Origin of the sequence: Flavobacterium sp. IMCC34852 (genome assembly GCF_030643905.1) — a bacterium.
Lineage (GTDB): Bacteria > Bacteroidota > Bacteroidia > Flavobacteriales > Flavobacteriaceae > Flavobacterium > Flavobacterium rivulicola.
Genome location: NZ_CP121446.1, coordinates 2,793,453 through 2,811,977 on the forward strand (window position 1 = coordinate 2,793,453; position 18,525 = coordinate 2,811,977).

An 18,525-nucleotide genomic window follows, 5' to 3' on the forward strand; every position below is an offset into this window, starting at 1 on the left:
AGATTTTTAGATTGTTGGATTGTTAGATTTTCAGAATCTATTGGATAGAAACTTTTGCGCCATTATACAACTTACCTTCTGCCGAAACGATGTATTGTTCTTCAGCCGATAAGCCTGATAAAACTTCGACTTGGTTGCCAAAAGTTTTCCCGATGCGCAACCATCTTAAAATGGCTTTGTTACCGTTGCCGATAGTGTAAATTCCGGTGAGTTGGCCTTGTTTTACTAAAGCGCTTTCGGGAACCAACACTTTATCGGTTGTGTTAGTCGTTTGAGTTTTATTGGCTACCGGAAATTGAACATTGACAAACATGCCTGATAAAATGGCTTTGTCGATTTGGTTCAAACTGACTTTTACCAAATACTGTCCGCCGGTATTTTTAGCCGAACTGCTGACTTCAATAACTTTCCCGGTTACTTCTTTATTGATGGATTTTACCAAAACTTTTACGGCCATTCCGTTTTGAATGTTGGCTATATCACTTTCCGAAACCATGGCAGTAACTTGCAAACGCGAAACGCCTTCTATGCTTACTAGCGGCATTCCGGGATTCGCCATATCGCCTTCTTTGACAAAAGTATTGGTTACTTCGCCCGAAAACGGCGCGGTGATATTACTATAATTGAATTGGGCTAAAACTTCATTACGCATTTGCTTAGCGGCATCCAATCCGGCTTTCGCCATTTCGTAGCGCGAAGTCATGTCGTCTAACTCTTTTTGAGAAGCACTTTGTTGGTTGAATAATACCGTGAATCTTTCGTAGTCTTTTTTGGCATTATTAAACGCCGCCGTAGCTTGCAAAATAGACGCATCTACTTGGGCTTTTTTGGCTTGTAAATCGGTAGCGTTGATGCTTACCATCAATTGTCCGGCGCTAACTTTTTGCCCGACTTTCACATGTACTTTGGTTACGTAACCCATCATTCGGGTACTGACATTGGCACTGTTTTCGGCTTCGATTTTGCCGCTGGCGGTTACAAAAGAACCATTGTTTTGCGCAGTCATTCCACTAACTTTTACCGGGATAGCCGCGGCATTATCTGTAATTTCTTTTCGGTCTTTTCCACAAGAAAGGAATAAGAAAGGCGATAGCAATAGCGTGGTTATTATTTTATTGTTCATGTTGTTCTGTTTTATAATTGTCTTAATACTATTGGGTCAAAAATTGTAAATACTGTTGGGTGAAATTGTACTCGAAAACGGCTTGCAAATGCTCTAATTCCTTTTGAATCATTTGGGTTTCGGCAGTCAATAAATCGGTGGTTTTTTCTAATCCTTGGGTGAAACGATTTTGGCGAATGCGATACGCTTCTAGCGATTGTTCGAAGGCCATTTGCGACAAACCGACTTTGTTTTCAGCATCTTTTAGTTGTCGATTGGTTTTGCTTAATTCGAGTTGGCTTTGCTTTTTGTATTGCTCGGTTTCGATGGCAGCTTTTTGGAAATCAGCTTTGGCTTTGTCGTATTTTCCGATGGATTTATAACCGTCGAAAACGTTCCAAGACAATTGTGCTCCAACCAAATATCCTTTGGCAGCAGTGCCTAAAAACTGACTGTCGTACAACTCATAACTTCCGAAAGCGTTTAATCTTGGCAAAAAATTCATTTTGCTCATGACCATCATTTTTTGATACGCTTCGGATGATTTATCCATCGCTTGAATGTCTTTTCTATTCTCGGATAATTGGGTATTTATAGCTTCAACCTTAATGGAGTTCTCTAATTCTTCTGAAGGTTTAAAGGTTTTGCCTTGCGTGTCTTCGTTTAATAGAAAAGCCAAATAATCGGAGGCATTTTGCACATTGCTTTTGGCGTATTGCAATTGATTTGAAATGTCATTAACGCGTACTTGAACATTCAACACATCGGTCTTTTGCAACAAACCTTGTTTGAAATAATTGTCGACCAATTTCAAATTGGCTTTAGCCGTTGACTCTGCTTTTTCCAAAACACGAACGGCTTTATAAGCCAATTGTAATTGCATATAAGCTTTGGATACTTCCAATTCTAAATACTCTTGTGTTCGTTGCGTTTGCAGTTGGAAAGCTTCCATTTTGGCCTTAGCCGCTTGTCTTCCGAAAATGCCGTCAACGTTGAGTAACGGTTGTTGGATTTCGATTTTAGTGGCAAAGTTTTGCGTGGTTTTCGGGTCATTCAACAAAGCCGGATTGAAATCGGATTGGGTTAGAATTTCCTGATTTAATTTGGAACCAAAAGCCATTAGCGGATTGGTAGTAGCCATTCCGGTATAGGAAACAGTAATGTTGGGCAAAAAGAGTGCATTTGATTGGCGGAAATCTGCTTTAGCCAATTGGTAGTTTTGATCAGCGATTTTGATTTGCAGGTTTTTCTCGGTTATTTTTTGTTTCAAATCGCTTTTGGAAATAGACAAAGTATCTTGGCTAAATCCGAAAATTGATAAGAATAAAAATCCTGTGGTTACTACTATTTTGTTCATATTCATCTTAGTTTATCTGAATTATGAAGCAAAAATACTGCTGTAGAAAAGCGTGTACAGTTACAATTGTTACAGAGGCATTTGGGCATAAAAAAATGCCTGATTTCTCAGGCACTCAAAAATATAGTGGTATTGAATTGATTTATTTTACAATCACTTTTTGGGAAACATAAAACTTATTATCGAATATAAAAGTGATGATTACTGTTTGATTGGAGATTCCATCCAGTTCAAAATTCATACTATTATCGCCTCGTGTAGTATCTTCAATTTCACCGTCTAAAACAATTTTACCGTCCATGGTAGAAACAAAGTAATCAATGTTAGTGGCATAAGCCATTTTAAAATTGATTCTCACAGTACTGCTGTCGGTCGGATTTGGTGAAACAGACATTGAAAACGGATTCTTCCCTTCAATGGGTTGGACACCCAAAGGAGCATTTCTAATCAGCTTCACTTCATAAATAGTAGCATTGGCTGAAGTAGTTGAAGTATTATTGACCGAAAACGGATTCGCACTTGGACTGGTCAATCCGCCGACTATATGACCGATTACAAATTCATCCGTAGTAATCTCGCTTAGTTTTATGACTTCGTTACTGTAATGTGGTAATGATTTATTCGGGATAAATTCGGCACTTGCGCCTTTTAAAGCCGGCATGGTTTCGGGCAGTTGGTATTCTTGTAAAGCACCATTGGCGAATCTTGTAGTTCGGCTGATGGTATTGACAAAAGGCACATTATTGTCTTGTACCAAAGTAGTTCCGTTATAATAGTACTGACTGATTCCGCCAAAAAAGAGATTGTGCATACGATTTTCGGTAGCATCATACAAACAAGATTTGGCACTGTGGTAATTACTCAAATATTGGTTGAAAGACGTTTGCGGAAAATAACCTTCGGGTTTGATGTCAACGGGATATAAAAACGGTAAGTCGACATTGATTTGAAAAACGCCGGATGAAATCGTGTATCCTTGAGAACCATCGGGGAAGATTTGCGGTAATAAATTGTAATCTCTACGGTGTAAATGAACCGCATCAGTTATGGCTTCATAATTATAAATACTCAATTGCGTTCCGGAATTATCGATGGAAAACTTTCGGATTTGGTTGGAATAGGTTTGGGTAAAAGTTGGATTGTTCATCGGATTGTATCTTCCGTCGAAACGGTGGCCACCAATTAAATAAAACGTATTATTTATTTTGCCTAATTGTCCACCGGTGATGGCAAAATTGGCATCGGTCATTTGTTTGAAATGAGGCAAAATGGAAGTACCATTAACTACTGAATTAATCAAACCCGAAACATTAATCGATGTCATTTTATTAAATGTGATATGATCATTGGCTGTAGCCGAAAAAGCATAACCTCCGATAATATAAAGTGCATTTTCATCTTGGTAAAAATTGAAATTACTAGCTTGGAGTTGCTCTTTTAAAGCGGTAGGCAAAACATTTATTGAAGTTGACCAAAATTGATTTGTAACCACATCGACAACATAAATAGTCGTATTGTTATTTGAGGACGGAAAAGCATTAAACGGTTGTCTTGCGTGAATTCCATCGACTCTTCCGCCTATTATTAACCATTTACCATTGGATTGACCAAAAGCATACGAATGGATTCCGGGAAAATTGGCAATGCTAATCGGATTGAGTTGTACTTGGTAATCAAATGTAGATTGTGAAAAAATCACATTGGTCAATCCTAAAAACAACAAAGTATAAAGAAGTTTCATATTAAGAATATTTCACCAAAGCTATCTATTCTCAACAGACTGTTTTGCAACATTTGTTACATAAAAAACGCCTCAAAATTGAGGCGTTTAAATCATATAAAAAAGTACAACTATGCTTTTTTATCTTCTGCTTTTTTAGAAGCGCAACATCCGGCTTTTTTCTCAGTGCTGCATTCTTTTTTCTCTTCAGTTGAGCAAGACTTTTCAGTTTTTGCTTTTTTCTTTTTTTGTTTTGGATCACCATTGTTGGCGTTAACATTCATAGCAAACAAAAGTGCTACTGCGGCAAATGCGGAAACTAATTTTTTCATCTTTTATAATTTATTTAAGGGATTAATCTATTTAACTGTTATCAAATGTAATCTTTAAAAACATTGACAAACAAAATTTTAGCTTAAAACTAACTTAAGAATCAAGCTTCGAAACAACAACTATTTTTCTTGCTTTGGTTTTGGCACAAAAATATTAAACAACAATCCGCCCATTAAACTTCCGTATAAAGTAGAGTTCAACGGTTTGGATGTAATGGCACAACTCCCGCTGGCACAACCTATAAAATGATAATAGGCATAACCGCCAATGGCTCCGACCAATACTCCGATTACAGTGACAATTACTACTTTTCTAGTCATTAGTGTTGTCTGTCATTCGGCCGATGGCGCAGTTCACATACGATTTTGCTTTTCTTATCAAGGTATTGTTGCCTTTTTCGGGATAGCCTAAATCGTTTAGTTTTTCAACTATTGCCTCTCGGTTAAAGTCACCATTCACCAAAACCGTATCAATTTCTTTATCTATTTCGACTCCGGTTACACCTTCCAGTTTGAGCAAAGCGGTTTTAATACTATTCATACAGCCACCGCATTTTATATTTTCCACTTCAAATTGCTGTTCCATGATGTTAAGTTATATTGATTTTTCGAGTATATTTTTAATAATTTCTTCTTTGGATAACACACCGGATTGTCGCCATAGTTGTTGTCCATTTTGAAACAATATCATCGTTGGCACACCACGAACTTGTTGCATAGCGGCCAATTCCTGATTTTTATCTACATCGACTTTAATAATGGACACTCTTTCTCCAAGACTGTCTTTAACTTCCTTTAAAATCGGACCAAGCACTTGACACGGTCCGCACCAAGTGGCAAAAAAATCTATCAATACCGGTTTTTCCGAATTTATTATTTGGTCAAAACTATTATTCATCCTTTTGAGTTTTATAATTTACATTGCAACCATTGGAACCACAACCCAAATTAAATAGAGCTTGAAACAAAAAGAAAACACCAAAAGCTACAAAAAACCAATGATGGGTTTCATAAGCCTGGTAAAAAAGAAATAAAGCAAACGCTAGTCTGAAATAGCGCATAAGATGCCAATTAGAAAATAGTATTTTTTTCATTACAAAAAATTATAATAAAGTCGTTGGACAAACATAATTGGTAATAGGCAATTTCGTCAACTTGATTTCATTGAAACCGCCAATCACATCCACAAAATTCTCAAAACCTCTTTGCTTTAAAATCGAAGCGGCAATCATACTGCGATAACCGCCTAAACAATGTAATACAAAGTGTTTGTCTTTGGGAAAGTCTGACAAATGCTGATTAATCTCATTTAATGGAACATTAATAGCGCCTACTAAGTGCTCAGAATCGTATTCGCTTTTCTTTCTGACATCAATGATTGGTGTGGCGTGAATTTCTACTAAAGTTTCTAATTCTTCGGCCGAGATTCTGTTTACGGAATCAATTTCTTTTCCAGCTTTTATCCAAGCTTCAAAACCGCCTTCCAAATAACCGATGGTATGGTCATAACCTACTCTCGATAATCGGATGATGGCTTCTTCTACTTTTTCGTGATTTTCGGCTACCAATAAAATTTCTTGCTGCAAATCGGGGATTAATTCGCCAACCCACATCGCAAAATTACTTTCTAATCCGATGTTGATACTATTGGGAATAAAACCTTTCGCAAATTCAGCCGCTTTTCTGGTATCCAAAATCAAGGCCTGCGTTTCATTGGCTACGATTTCAAATGTTTTGGCATCATAAGGCTTTTGACCGCGATGCATAACTTTATCCAAACTTTCATAACCTTGAATATTCATCAATACATTTTTGGGAAAATAAGCCGGTGGCGTTGTTAATCCGGTTAGTAATGAGAGAACAAATTCGTCTTCGGTTAATTTTGGATTCAAAGCGTAATTGCTCTTTTTTTGGTTGCCCAAAGTATCGGTGGTTTCTTTACTCATCATTTTCCCACAAGCACTTCCGGCACCGTGATTCGGGTAAACGATTAAGTCATCTGACAACGGCATGATTTTTTCTCGAAGCGAATGATAAAGCAGTCTGGCTAATTTGTCTTGCGTTAAATCGGCTATTACATGTTGGGCCAAATCCGGTCGGCCAACATCACCAATAAATAATGTGTCTCCGGTAATAATGCCGTGTTCTTTTCCGTTCTCATCAATAATCAAATAAGTCGTGCTTTCCATGGTATGTCCGGGTGTATGAATGGCTTTGACCTTGCAATTGCCAACCTCAAAAACCTGATTATCATGAGCTACCAAAGCTTCAAAACCCGGTTTGGCTGTTGGTCCGTAAACAATGACGGCTTTTTCTTTTTGGGCTAAATCCAAATGTCCCGATACAAAATCGGCGTGGAAATGCGTTTCGAAAACATATTTGATTTTGGCATTGTCTTTAGTCGCGCGTTCAATATAAGGTTGTACTTCACGCAAAGGATCAAAAATGGCCGCTTCACCGTTGGATTCCAAATAATAAGCAGCATGTGCTAAACATCCGGTATAAATTTGTTCTAATTTCATGTTCTTAGTTTTTCTCAAAAGTATCGCTTCAAGGTTTATTTTGAAATGATAATTATCAGTTAGACAGAACAAAATTAGATTTTAGAAAACCGAGATTCAGTATCAAAAGTTACACAAGCTTACGATCGAACCAACTCAATGGAAGCCCGATGCAGTTTTATTTTTCCTTCGTTTTCTAAAGCCTTCAACAAACGAGAAATCACCACACGCGAAGTATGCAAGTCGTAGGCAATTTCCTGATGGGTATTTTGAATAAAATCGGTTTTATTGATTTGGGCTTTGTCTAAAAGATAATTGTACAATCGCTCGTCCATATTCATGAAAGCCAGATTATCAATGGCCATCAACATTTCTTTTAAGCGGCTGTTGTAGCTGTTGAAAACGTAATTTCGCCAACTCTTATATTTGCCGAGCCATTCTTCCATTTTGCCTACCGGTATCATAACTACTTCACCTTTGGTTTCGGCTACTGCGCGAATTTCACTTTTGGTTTCACCCAAACAACAAGCCATCGTCATCGCACAAGTATCGCCTTTTTCTAAAAAATAAAGTAACAATTCGCCTTCGTCAAAATCTTCACGCAGAATTTTTATCGCACCTGAAATCAGCAAGGGCATGTTTTTGATATAATCGCCAAAATCAATCAAGATTTCGCCTTCTTCAAATGCTTTGAGTTGGGATACTTGGGCAATTTCTTCGAGAAGTTTTTCTTCAAAAATAAAACCGTAACTTTCTTTGAGTAATGCTAACATGATGATTTGTTTAGGTCTTGTAAATTTCGACTAAAAAAAGACATGATAAAAATCATTTCGATAAAAAATGAAATGAGTAACTTTACTTACTATAAACCAATAAATTACAATTTATCATGAAAAAAAATATGGGAACTTTAGACAAAAGCATTAGGGTAATTTTGGCCGCTGTATTCGCTTATTTATATTTTAGCGGAACGGTTGCCGGAACTTTAGGCTATGTACTATTGGCCTTTGGCGTCATCTTTTTGCTGACCAGTTTGGTAAGTTTTTGCCCGCTTTATCCGTTGTTGGGAATCAATACTTGTAAAACAAAGTAACTTGTTTTTAAAAATGATTTTAAAAGTGACGCTTTTAGTGGCACTTTTTTTTATTGTCCTTATTCCAAAAAAGATTACTGTTTTTTATAATAATTTTAATACTACTGCGTTTTATAAATAGTAATTTGCACCAAATTAAAATGTACTTATGGACAAAATCAAAATACTTTGGGTTGATGATGAGATTGATTTGCTCAAGCCACACATCTTATTTTTAGAAAACAAGAACTACGCGGTAACGACCTACAACAATGGTCGTGATGCTATTGACGCTTATGAAGATGGTAATTTTGACATTGTCTTCTTGGATGAAAATATGCCCGGTATGAGCGGTTTGGAAACCTTATCGGAAATGAAAGAGAAAAAGTCTTCCACGCCGGTGATTATGATTACCAAGAGTGAAGAAGAATACATCATGGAAGAAGCCATCGGGTCTAAAATTGCCGATTACTTGATTAAACCGGTAAATCCAAATCAGATTTTGTTGAGTTTGAAGAAAAACTTAGACCATTCCAGACTGATTTCGGAAAAAACTACTTTGGATTACCAAAAAGAATTCCGCAAAATTGCGATGGAAATGGCTATGGTCAACAGTTATGAAGATTGGGTAGAATTGTATAAAAAGTTACTGTTTTGGGAATTGGAGTTAGAAAACATCAACGACCAAAGCATGTTTGAAATTTTGGAAAGCCAAAAAGTCGAAGCCAACATGCAGTTCGGAAAATTCATCGAACGCAATTATGAAGGTTGGTTTGAACCCAAAGCCGATAAACCGGTACAATCTCATACGCTATTCAGAGAATTAGTCGTACCGGAATTGGTTAAAAAGGACAAACCTGTTTTATTCGTAGTCATTGACAATCTTCGTTATGACCAATGGAAAGCGATGGAAAGTGTGGTCGCCAATCATTACAAATTAGAGAAAGAGATTCCGTACTACGCCAGTTTACCTACGGCTACCCAATATGCCAGAAATTCCATTTTCTCGGGATTGACGCCTTTAGAAATGGAAAAACAGTTCCCGCAATATTGGAAAAATGACGTGGAAGAAGGTGGAAAAAACCTTTATGAAGCCGAATTTTTAACCGCGCATTTGAAACGTTTGGGATTGAATATCAAACAAGATTATTTTAAAATCACCAACTTAACCGGTGGCAGAAAATTGGCTGACAATTTCAAAGCACTTAAGGACAACCAATTGGTTACAGTGGTCTACAACTTTGTCGACATGCTGTCACACGCCAAAACCGAAATGGATGTGGTCAAAGAATTGGCTTCGGATGACAAGGCATATCGCTCATTGACCTTGAGCTGGTTTAAAAATTCCCCTCTTTTGGAAATCATTCAACAAGCCCAAAAATTAGGTTTTAAATTAATTATCACCACGGACCACGGAACCATTAACGTTAAAAATCCTTCGAAAGTGATTGGCGATAAAAACACCAGCTTGAATCTTAGATACAAAACCGGTAGAAGTTTGACCTACGAAGACAAAGACGTATTTGCTGTAAAAGACCCGAAGAAGATTGGATTACCAACAATCAATATGAGCAGTTCCTATATTTTTGCAAAAAATGATTTATTTTTGGCCTACGTAAACAACTACAATCATTATGTGAGTTACTATCGAAATACTTACCAACACGGTGGCATTTCGTTAGAAGAAATGATTGTGCCGTTTTTAGTGTTTAATCCGAAATAAAAAAGTAATTAGTGATTAGTAATTAGTGATTGGCAGTTTTACTAATTACTAACTACTAATCAACAGATACATGGAAATCATATTTTCAATAGACGAAATACAAGAAGTAGCTCAAAAGATTTTAGCCGAAAACCCCAATAAAGTGATTCTTTTTCACGGAAATATGGGCGTTGGAAAAACCACTCTAATCAAAGCGTTAGCCAAACAACTAGGCGTAAAAGATGCTACAAGCAGTCCGACTTTTTCATTGGTTAACGAATACCAAACAGAAGACAACCGATACGTCTATCACTTTGATGTGTACCGTTTAAAATCGGAAACCGAAGCTTTGGATATGGGCATTGATGAGTATTTGTATTCCGGACATTGGTGTTTTATTGAATGGGCGGAAAAGATTCCTAATTTACTTCCCGAGCATTATTCCAAAATAGACATAACGATTGGAGCAGACGCAAAAAGGATACTGAGGTTAAGCTAGAAAAGACAATTTCAATTACAACCGCAAGAGTCAATTTGTTATCCTATTGATTTTAACATTGCTATTGTCATTGAATTTTGAAATTGAAATTGATTTTTTTTTCGTAATTTCGAGCTAAATTCAATCACCGATTATGTCTTTAACCCCATTCACTAAGCAACAACTTTTACCTCAAGAGGAAAAATTAGAAGTCTATCGTCATAAAAGTGAACTTTTTATTGGTATTCCCAAAGAGACTTCTTATCAGGAAAGACGTATTTGCTTAACGCCTGATGCGGTTAATTCTTTGACCTCACACGGTCATAAAGTAATGATTGAATCGGGCGCAGGTTTGAGTTCGAGTTACACGGACAAGGAATTTAGTGATGCAGGTGCCACTATTACCAAAGACACTAAAAAGGTATTAAGTTGCCCAATGATTTTAAAGGTTGAGCCTCTGACCATGGAAGAAATTGCTTTAGTGAATTCCAATACCATAGTCATTTCAGCCATTCAATTGAAAACCCGAAAAAAAGAATATTTTGAAGCCCTGAGCAAGAAAAAAATCACCGCTTTAGCATTCGAATACATCAAAGATGAAGACGGTTCTTATCCGGCGGTGAAATCTTTAAGTGAAATAGCCGGAACGGCTTCGGTATTGATTGCGGCCGAATTAATGATTAACAACCAATTTGGGAAAGGATTGCTTTTAGGCAATATTACCGGAGTGCCACCTACTGATGTGGTGATTCTTGGTGCCGGAACTGTGGGTGAATTTGCCGCTAAAACCGCTTTAGGCTTGGGTGCACACGTTAAAGTTTTTGACAATTCTATTACCAAATTGCGTCGATTACAGAACAATTTAAACCAAAGAATATTTACTTCTACCATACAACCCAAATCTTTATTAAAAGCGCTTAGACGATGCGACGTAGCTATTGGTGCGATGCGCGGTAAAGAACGTTGTCCGGTTGTAGTGACCGAAACTATGGTAGAACATATGAAAAAAGGCGCCGTGATTGTAGATGTGAGTATAGACACCGGTGGTTGCTTTGAAACTTCGGAAGTGACTACACATGAGTCGCCTACTTTTATCAAAAATAATATCATTCATTATTGCGTTCCTAATATTCCTTCGCGTTATTCTAAAACCGCTTCACTTTCTATTAGTAACATCATTACTCCTTATTTACTTCAAATAGCCGAAGATGGTGGTATTGAAAGCGCTATTCGTTGTAACAAAGGATTGAAGAATGGGGTTTACCTTTACCACGGCATTTTGACCAACAAAGCTATTGGTGACTGGTTCAATTTACCCGACAACGATATCAATTTGATTGTATTCTAAAATAAAGCAGCTTTTCATTTATTCGATATCGAACATTGATTACTTTTGCCACTCGAGACCTTTAGGTCGAATTGTATGAAATAAAAAAATAATCAATTATGAAATTTTACCAACGATTGGCCTACTACTTAGTGGGTTTTGTCATCGGGTCGTTTTTTGTGGTTTTAGTACTTAGCGGAAAAGACACCAGATGTAATTACTTCCCTAACGCCAGAGTCTTAAATGATATCAGAAACAAACCATTCCATTATGATTCTGTTGCAACTAAGCAAATGAGTGAAGGTTTAGCCGACAAAACCGACATCAAAAATATATTGACCCACGGTGATGTAGATTTTGACAAAAGTAACATCCCTGCAGAAGGAGGAAAAAAATATGTTATCTATGGTCAGAACAAGAAAGCAAAAGAAATCACCTTAGAAGTTATTAATTATTCGAATAAAGCAGTTTTAAAAAACATTAGTGAAACGAAAGAATAATAAAAAGAGTTTATAAAAAAAGGGTTGTCAAATTGACAACCCTTTTTTTTATCTGTAAAGAAAAGACTAAGCTTCTCCTTTGTGACGACTTTCGATTTCTTCGATGTCTTTTTTCTTAATAGTATCAACCAAAATTGGCGTAGCAATAAACAATGAAGAATAAGTTCCTACAACGATACCTACCAACATAGCAAATATAAATCCTCTGATGGATTCTCCACCAAAGATGAACATGATCAACAATACTAAAATCATGGTCAATGAAGTATTGATGGTTCTTGATAAAGTGGTATTAATTGAAGCATTAACTACATCTTTGAAAGTTCCTTTTACGTTACCCGCTAAGAACTCTCTAACCCTGTCAAATACAATTACGGTATCATTCATAGAGTAACCGATAACGGTTAGGATAGCTGCAATAAAGTGTTGGTCCATTTCCATGTGGAAAGGCATGTATTTGTATAGTAATGAATACAATCCTAATACAAAGATAACATCGTGGAATACAGCTGCAATTGCACCCAATGAATACTGCCATTTGCGGAATGAAATTACTAAGTACAATCCAACCACCAACATCGCTCCGATAACTGCCCAGAATGAATTGGTTTTGATATCGGCTGAAATGGCTGCTCCTACTTTAGACGCTTGTAAAACTCCTGTTTGTTTTCCGTCATAAGTATTGATAAAGTTATCATAGGTTAATCCGTCTTTGAAATACTTTTTCAAAGTATTGTATAGTTTTTCATTAACTTCTTTGTCTACTTCTACTCCATCTTCTTTGATTTTGTATTTGGTAGTCAATTTTAATTGGTCATCATCACCAAAAACTTTGGCTTCTACTGCTACTCCAAATGCTGCTGATAACTCTTCAGAAACTTGCGTTGGTTCTACCGGTTTTTCAAATTTCACTTGGAAAGTTCTTCCTCCTACAAAATCAACACCTTCATCAAGACCGTTAAAGTAAAAAGACACACAACTTACTACTACTACTAAAGAAGAGAAGATGTAAGATATCTTTTTGATCCCGATAAAGTCAAAATGGAATCCTGTAAACCAGTTTTTAGTTAATGGCGTAGTAAATGTTAGACTTCTGTTTTTAGCAATATCTCTGTCGATAAAGATTCTGGCAATAAAAATTGAAGTAAATAATGACGTGAAAATACCGATTAACAAAGTGGTTGCAAAACCTTGAATTGGTCCGGTTCCAAAGATGAACAAAATAGCTCCGGTTAATACGTGAGTTACGTTGGCATCAATTATAGAACGCATCGCACCTTTCCATCCGTAAGAAGCCTTTACCGCATCTCCAAGGGTTTTACCTTCGCGCAATTCTTCTTTGGCTCTTTCATAAATAATAATGTTCGCATCTACTGCAGTTCCCAATGTTAACACGATACCGGCAATACCAGGTAATGTTAATACCGCACCTAAACTAGCTAAGATTCCGAATAAGAATAATAAGTTGACTAACAAAGCTACGTTGGCATACCAACCGGCTCTTCCGTAATAGAATACCATCCATAAACACACCAACAAGAATCCAACAATAGAGGAAGTTGTACCGGCATCAATAGCTTTTTGTCCTAATGATGGTCCTACGATTTCTGATTGGATAATTTCTGCTGTAGCAGGCAATTTACCGGCTCTTAATACATTGGCTAAATCTTTGGTTTCCGCTACGTCAAAACTTCCGGTAATTTCAGATCTTCCACCTGCAATTGGTCCCGAAGTTACCCCCGGCGCTGAATAAACTACATTGTCTAAAGCGATAGCAATAAAGCTTTTTTGTGTATAAGCATTGTTGGTTAATTTTTCCCAAACATTAGCTCCTGCTCCGTTCATTTGCATTGAAACGGCTGGTTTACCCATTTGGTCAAAAGTATCTCTGGCATCTACAATAACTCCGCCGCTCAACGGAGCAACGTTATCTTTATTTCCTTTTAAGGCATACAACTCAACAGTTGTAGTCTCTTTTTTTGTTTTTTCATCAACACTTACCACAGGTTTACCCCAAGCAAATTTGGCAAAACGTTTGTCACCCGGTAATAAATTACGGATTTCTTGTCTTTTTAAATAACCATTGATTGCTGCAGTATCTTTTGTATTTACAATGGCTAAGATTGGTCCGCCACCTAGAGAAACAAATTTGTCTACTAAAGGATTATTTCCTTTTTTAGCTGCAGTAGAATCTTTCTCTTTATCTGTCAATAATTGACTTAATGAATCTATCGGTTTGGCTGCTTCTACTTTTTCTTCAACTTTTACTGTTGCTTTTAAAGCTTCATTGGCTTGTTGTAAAAATCCGCCTAATTCTTCCGCTTTATAAGTTTCCCAGAACTCTAATTCTGCTTTGCTTGATACTAATTTTTTGATACGGTCAACATCCTTAGCACCCGGTAACTCGATTAAGATTCTACCGGTTTGACCTAATTTAGCAATGTTGGGTTGTGTTACCCCAAATTTATCAATACGACTTCTCAATACCCCAAAAGCGGATTCTACTGATTCGTCAACTTTTCTTCTCAATACTTTTTGCACTTCGGCATCAGTAGAATTGAAGTTCAACTCACTGTCGTCAAAATTTCTGTTGGCAAAAATATCCGGAGAAGCTAATTTTGTAGTTCCTTTATTGGCCTCAAATGCTTCAAAGAAAGCATCCAAATAAGATTGATTTCCTCTTTGATTTTTCTTAGCATCCTCTAATGCTTTGTTGAAAACCGGGTTTTTGGAATTGTTTGACAACTGAACCAAAACATCTTTAACCGAAATTTGAAGAATTACGTTAATTCCTCCTTCAAGGTCAAGACCTTTGTTAATCTGTTTGTCTTTCACATCATTGTACGTGAAAAAATCAAGAAAAACTTTTTCTTTTCCTATCGAGTCAAGATATTTGATTTCTTTCTCAGGATTTCCTCCTGCAAAAGTTTTGGCATCGCTTTTTACTTTATTGGCCACAAAAGTGAACGAAAGTTGGTAGATACTTACCAATGCAAATAGAATTGCGAAAAATTTAACTAGTCCTTTATTCTGCATTATTACTAAAAATTAATTAATTCTGTGTTACTTGTTAGTTTAGAAAAAGCAAAAACTATTGAAATTCAAAACATTATACGTTAAAGTATTGAATTTCCAACAATTCCCTTTTTTATGAAACGTGCAAATATATAATTATCGATAAGATTAACCAATATTTTCACCATTAATATCAAAAAAAAGACTGCAAAGTTTGCAGCCTCTTTTTTATCCTACCTTAATATATTATCCCAAATGAGATTTTAAGTCGTTATTCATATTGCGAACGGCATCAGCACTCTTAGCGAATAATGCCTTTTCAGACTCGTTCAAGTTGATGTCAACGATTTTTTCCACTCCGTTTTTACCAATAATACAAGGCACTCCGATACAAATATCACTTTGCCCATATTCACCTTCTAAAAACACTGAACAAGGAATCATTTTCTTCTGGTCATTCAAAATAGCATCTACCAAATAAGAAACGCTGGCGCCCGGTGCATACCAAGCCGAAGTCCCCAATAATCCTGTTAAAGTAGCGCCTCCAACCATAGTATCTGCAGCCACTTTAGCCAATTCTTCTTCCGATAAAAACTGAGAAACCGGCACTCCATTGTATGAAGCCAATCTTGTTAACGGAATCATAGTCGTATCACCGTGACCACCAATTACCATTCCCTGAATATCATTAGCCGGCTTGTCTAAAGCTAGAGACAAATAGGTTTTGAAACGAGAACTGTCAAGTGTTCCGCCCATTCCAATGATTCTGTTTTTAGGTAATCCTAAAGATTTGTAAGCCAAATAAGTCATCGTATCCATTGGATTAGACACAATCACAAAAATAGCATTTGGGGAATGTTTCAATAAATTTTCCGCCACACCTTTTACAATTCCGGCATTAATCCCAATCAATTCTTCACGAGTCATTCCGGGTTTTCTCGGTACGCCCGAAGTAATCACCACTACGTCACTTCCCGCAGTTTTGGCATAATCATTTGTACTTCCGATTACTTTGGTATTGAACCCTAAAGTGGTTTGAGTTTGCGTAATGTCTAACGCTTTTCCTTCCGCAAAACCTTCTCTGATATCTACCAACACAATTTCGCTGGCAATTCTTCTGTAAGCAATTGCATCGGCACATGTTGCGCCCACGTTTCCTGCTCCTACAATAGTAACTTTCATTTTGTATATAATTTGTTGTTTCTTTTTATCTTTTTGAAGCTATTCCCGCTTTACGCTGCAATCTTTTTTGGTTTGTGAACAAACCAAAAAAGGATTTCCACTTCAATCGGGGCTAGTTACGCATCGATTTTAGCATAAACCGCATTTTTCTCGATAAACTCTCTGCGTGGCGGTACCTCATCGCCCATTAACATCGAGAAGATTCTATCGGCTTCAGCCAAACTGTCAATCGTAACCTGACGCAAAGTTCTGAACTCAGGATTCATCGTAGTTTCCCATAACTGCTCGGCGTTCATTTCACCCAAACCTTTATAACGCTGAATGGTTGCGCTTCCACCCATTTTTTCGTTGGCCAAGTCGCGTTGGTCATCATTCCAAGCATATTCTTTTTTGTTTCCTTTTTTCACCAAATACAAAGGCGGAGTCGCAATATAAACATGTCCGTTTTCTATCAACTCTTTCATGAAACGGAAGAAGAAAGTCAAAATTAATGTCGCAATGTGACTACCGTCAACGTCGGCATCACACATGATGACTACTTTGTGGTATCTTAACTTTTCAATATTCAAGGCTTTGCTGTCTTCTTCAGTTCCTATGGTAACACCTAAAGCTGTGAAAATATTACGAATCTCTTCGTTTTCAAACACTTTGTGGTGCATGGCTTTTTCTACGTTCAGAATCTTACCACGCAACGGCATAATCGCTTGGAAATTACGATCACGACCTTGCTTAGCCGTTCCACCTGCGGAATCTCCCTCAACGAAGAAGATTTCACATCTGGCCGGGTCTTGCTCAGAACAATCAGATAATTTACCCGGTAAACCGCCACCACCTAAAACGGTTTTGCGTTGGACCATTTCACGGGCTTTCTTAGCAGCATGTCGCGCTTGTGCGGCCAAAATTACTTTTTGTACGATGATCTTAGCATCACTCGGATTTTCCTCCAAATAATTCTCCAACATTTCCGCCACCGCTTGTGATACCGGAGAAACTACTTCACGATTACCTAATTTAGTTTTAGTTTGTCCTTCAAACTGAGGTTCTGCTACTTTTACCGAAATAATCGCCGTCAATCCTTCGCGAAAATCGTCACCCGAAATTTCGAATTTTAATTTTTCCAATAATCCGGAAGCATCCGCATATTTTTTCAACGTACGAGTCAATCCCATACGGAAACCTTGCAGGTGTGTTCCTCCCTCATGTGTATTGATATTGTTTACATAAGAGAAGATATTTTCAGAATAACTTTCGTTATAAATCAAAGCCACTTCCACAGGAATTTCTCCTTTTTCATTCTCCATTGAAATCACATGACCAATGATTGGCACACGGTTACCGTCCAAGAATTTAACGAACTCTTTTAATCCTTCTTTCGAATGGAAAACTTCGCCTTCAAACTCACCGTTGTCTTTGGTGTGTCTTTTATCGGTTAGCGTGATGGTGATACCTTTATTCAAGAATGATAACTCACGCATACGCGCCGCCAAAGTATCATAAGAATACTCTAAAGTTTGGGTAAAAATGGTAGCATCAGGTTTGAACGTAACGGTTGTTCCTCTTTTTCCGGTTTCGCCAATTTGTTTTACCGGATATAAAGATTTCCCTCTTTCATACTCTTGTTCATATATTTTCCCATCGCGAAAAACGGTAGCACGCAAATGATCGGAAAGCGCATTCACACACGACACACCAACCCCGTGCAATCCTCCGGACACTTTATACGAATCTTTATCAAACTTACCACCGGCACCGATTTTGGTCATAACAACCTCTAAAGCGGAAACACCTTCCTTTTTGTGCAGGTCAACCGGAATACCACGACCATTATCTTCAACAGTAATCGAATTATCCTCATTAATTATTACACTGATCGTATCACAATGTCCAGCCAAAGCCTCATCGATAGAGTTGTCTACCACTTCATAAACCAAGTGATGCAAACCTCTAACTCCGGTATCTCCAATGTACATGGAAGGACGCATTCTTACGTGCTCCATTCCTTCTAACGCCTGAATACTATCGGCTGAATAATTGTTCTTTTTAATCTCGTCGCTCATATAAATTTATCGTAAAAAATGTGATTTTTGTCTAACACGCAAATATATAAAAACGCATAGGATTTCCTATTGAAAAAAGGGTTTAAAACCTTTAAGTTATTAACATTTTTGGCAGGATTTCAACAAAAAAACGCCCGTCAAAAATGACGGACGTTCTTTAACAAACAAACTAAACTTCAA

General features: G+C 37.2%; 18 protein-coding genes. 5 read left to right on the plus strand and 13 right to left on the minus strand.

Translation table 11 applies throughout. The annotated features are described in order from the left end of the window. Positions 1 to 37: 37 nt before the first annotated feature. From P7V56_RS12080 to P7V56_RS12125, 10 genes are all read right to left on the minus strand, one after another. On the minus strand, positions 38 to 1,123 hold the full coding sequence (locus tag P7V56_RS12080) for an efflux RND transporter periplasmic adaptor subunit (protein ID WP_171222922.1): 1,086 nt from the start codon (positions 1,121 to 1,123) through the stop codon (positions 38 to 40). A 28-nt stretch (positions 1,124 to 1,151) separates the two neighbouring features. Continuing rightward, positions 1,152 to 2,459, minus strand: coding sequence for a TolC family protein (locus P7V56_RS12085; protein ID WP_171222923.1), 1,308 nt, complete (start codon positions 2,457 to 2,459; stop codon positions 1,152 to 1,154). 142 nt (positions 2,460 to 2,601) lie between these two features. Then, the gene (locus P7V56_RS12090) at positions 2,602 to 4,200 is read right to left on the minus strand and encodes a hypothetical protein (RefSeq protein WP_171222924.1); all 1,599 of its coding nucleotides are present in this window, start codon (positions 4,198 to 4,200) and stop codon (positions 2,602 to 2,604) included. A gap of 110 nt (positions 4,201 to 4,310) precedes the next feature. Then, on the minus strand, positions 4,311 to 4,511 hold the full coding sequence (locus P7V56_RS12095) for a hypothetical protein (RefSeq protein WP_171222925.1): 201 nt from the start codon (positions 4,509 to 4,511) through the stop codon (positions 4,311 to 4,313). A 120-nt stretch (positions 4,512 to 4,631) separates the two neighbouring features. Continuing rightward, the gene (locus P7V56_RS12100) at positions 4,632 to 4,832 is read right to left on the minus strand and encodes a DUF6132 family protein (RefSeq protein WP_171222926.1); all 201 of its coding nucleotides are present in this window, start codon (positions 4,830 to 4,832) and stop codon (positions 4,632 to 4,634) included. Next, positions 4,825 to 5,097, minus strand: a complete 273-nt coding sequence (locus P7V56_RS12105; RefSeq protein WP_171222927.1) for a heavy-metal-associated domain-containing protein — start codon at positions 5,095 to 5,097, stop codon at positions 4,825 to 4,827. Before P7V56_RS12105 ends, P7V56_RS12100 begins: the two co-directional genes overlap by 8 nt. Before the next feature lie 9 nt (positions 5,098 to 5,106). Continuing rightward, a complete protein-coding gene (gene trxA, locus P7V56_RS12110) occupies positions 5,107 to 5,409 on the minus strand; it encodes a thioredoxin (RefSeq protein WP_171222928.1) in 303 nt (100 codons plus the stop codon). Next, positions 5,402 to 5,605, minus strand: a complete 204-nt coding sequence (locus P7V56_RS12115) for a hypothetical protein (protein WP_171222929.1) — start codon at positions 5,603 to 5,605, stop codon at positions 5,402 to 5,404. Before P7V56_RS12115 ends, trxA begins: the two co-directional genes overlap by 8 nt. Before the next feature lie 9 nt (positions 5,606 to 5,614). Further along, the gene (locus tag P7V56_RS12120) at positions 5,615 to 7,033 is read right to left on the minus strand and encodes an MBL fold metallo-hydrolase (RefSeq protein WP_171222930.1); all 1,419 of its coding nucleotides are present in this window, start codon (positions 7,031 to 7,033) and stop codon (positions 5,615 to 5,617) included. A 119-nt stretch (positions 7,034 to 7,152) separates the two neighbouring features. Next, complete coding sequence (locus tag P7V56_RS12125) at positions 7,153 to 7,785, minus strand: Crp/Fnr family transcriptional regulator (RefSeq protein ID WP_171222931.1); 633 nt, start codon at positions 7,783 to 7,785, stop codon at positions 7,153 to 7,155. Between the two features lie 116 nt (positions 7,786 to 7,901). On the opposite strand from P7V56_RS12125, the gene P7V56_RS12130 reads away from it, so the two are divergent. The 5 genes from P7V56_RS12130 to P7V56_RS12150 all read left to right on the plus strand — a co-directional run bounded on the left by P7V56_RS12130 (position 7,902) and on the right by P7V56_RS12150 (position 12,091). Continuing rightward, positions 7,902 to 8,105, plus strand: coding sequence for a YgaP family membrane protein (locus P7V56_RS12130; RefSeq protein ID WP_171222932.1), 204 nt, complete (start codon positions 7,902 to 7,904; stop codon positions 8,103 to 8,105). A 148-nt stretch (positions 8,106 to 8,253) separates the two neighbouring features. Beyond that, positions 8,254 to 9,807 carry a T9SS response regulator signal transducer PorX gene (gene porX / locus P7V56_RS12135; RefSeq protein WP_171222933.1) on the plus strand — a complete coding sequence of 518 codons (1,554 nt, stop codon included), beginning with the start codon at positions 8,254 to 8,256 and terminating at the stop codon, positions 9,805 to 9,807. A 70-nt stretch (positions 9,808 to 9,877) separates the two neighbouring features. Further along, on the plus strand, positions 9,878 to 10,285 hold the full coding sequence (gene tsaE / locus P7V56_RS12140) for a tRNA (adenosine(37)-N6)-threonylcarbamoyltransferase complex ATPase subunit type 1 TsaE (RefSeq protein WP_171222934.1): 408 nt from the start codon (positions 9,878 to 9,880) through the stop codon (positions 10,283 to 10,285). Positions 10,286 to 10,418: 133 nt separating this feature from the next. Continuing rightward, entirely contained in the window at positions 10,419 to 11,612 is a 1,194-nt protein-coding gene (locus P7V56_RS12145; RefSeq protein ID WP_171222935.1) for an alanine dehydrogenase, read from the plus strand. 98 nt (positions 11,613 to 11,710) lie between these two features. Beyond that, positions 11,711 to 12,091 (plus strand): DUF4258 domain-containing protein, encoded by a 381-nt coding sequence (locus tag P7V56_RS12150; RefSeq protein ID WP_171222936.1) that lies wholly within the window; start codon positions 11,711 to 11,713, stop codon positions 12,089 to 12,091. 66 nt (positions 12,092 to 12,157) lie between these two features. Here P7V56_RS12150 and secDF read toward each other — a convergent pair whose 3' ends face one another. The 3 genes from secDF to gyrB form a co-directional block, all read right to left on the minus strand. Further along, positions 12,158 to 15,127, minus strand: coding sequence for a protein translocase subunit SecDF (secDF, locus tag P7V56_RS12155; protein WP_171222937.1), 2,970 nt, complete (start codon positions 15,125 to 15,127; stop codon positions 12,158 to 12,160). 225 nt (positions 15,128 to 15,352) lie between these two features. Next, positions 15,353 to 16,288 (minus strand): malate dehydrogenase, encoded by a 936-nt coding sequence (gene mdh / locus P7V56_RS12160; RefSeq protein ID WP_171222938.1) that lies wholly within the window; start codon positions 16,286 to 16,288, stop codon positions 15,353 to 15,355. 116 nt (positions 16,289 to 16,404) lie between these two features. Further along, the gene (gene gyrB, locus P7V56_RS12165; RefSeq protein WP_171222939.1) at positions 16,405 to 18,345 is read right to left on the minus strand and encodes a DNA topoisomerase (ATP-hydrolyzing) subunit B; all 1,941 of its coding nucleotides are present in this window, start codon (positions 18,343 to 18,345) and stop codon (positions 16,405 to 16,407) included. Between the last annotated feature and the right edge of the window lie 180 nt (positions 18,346 to 18,525).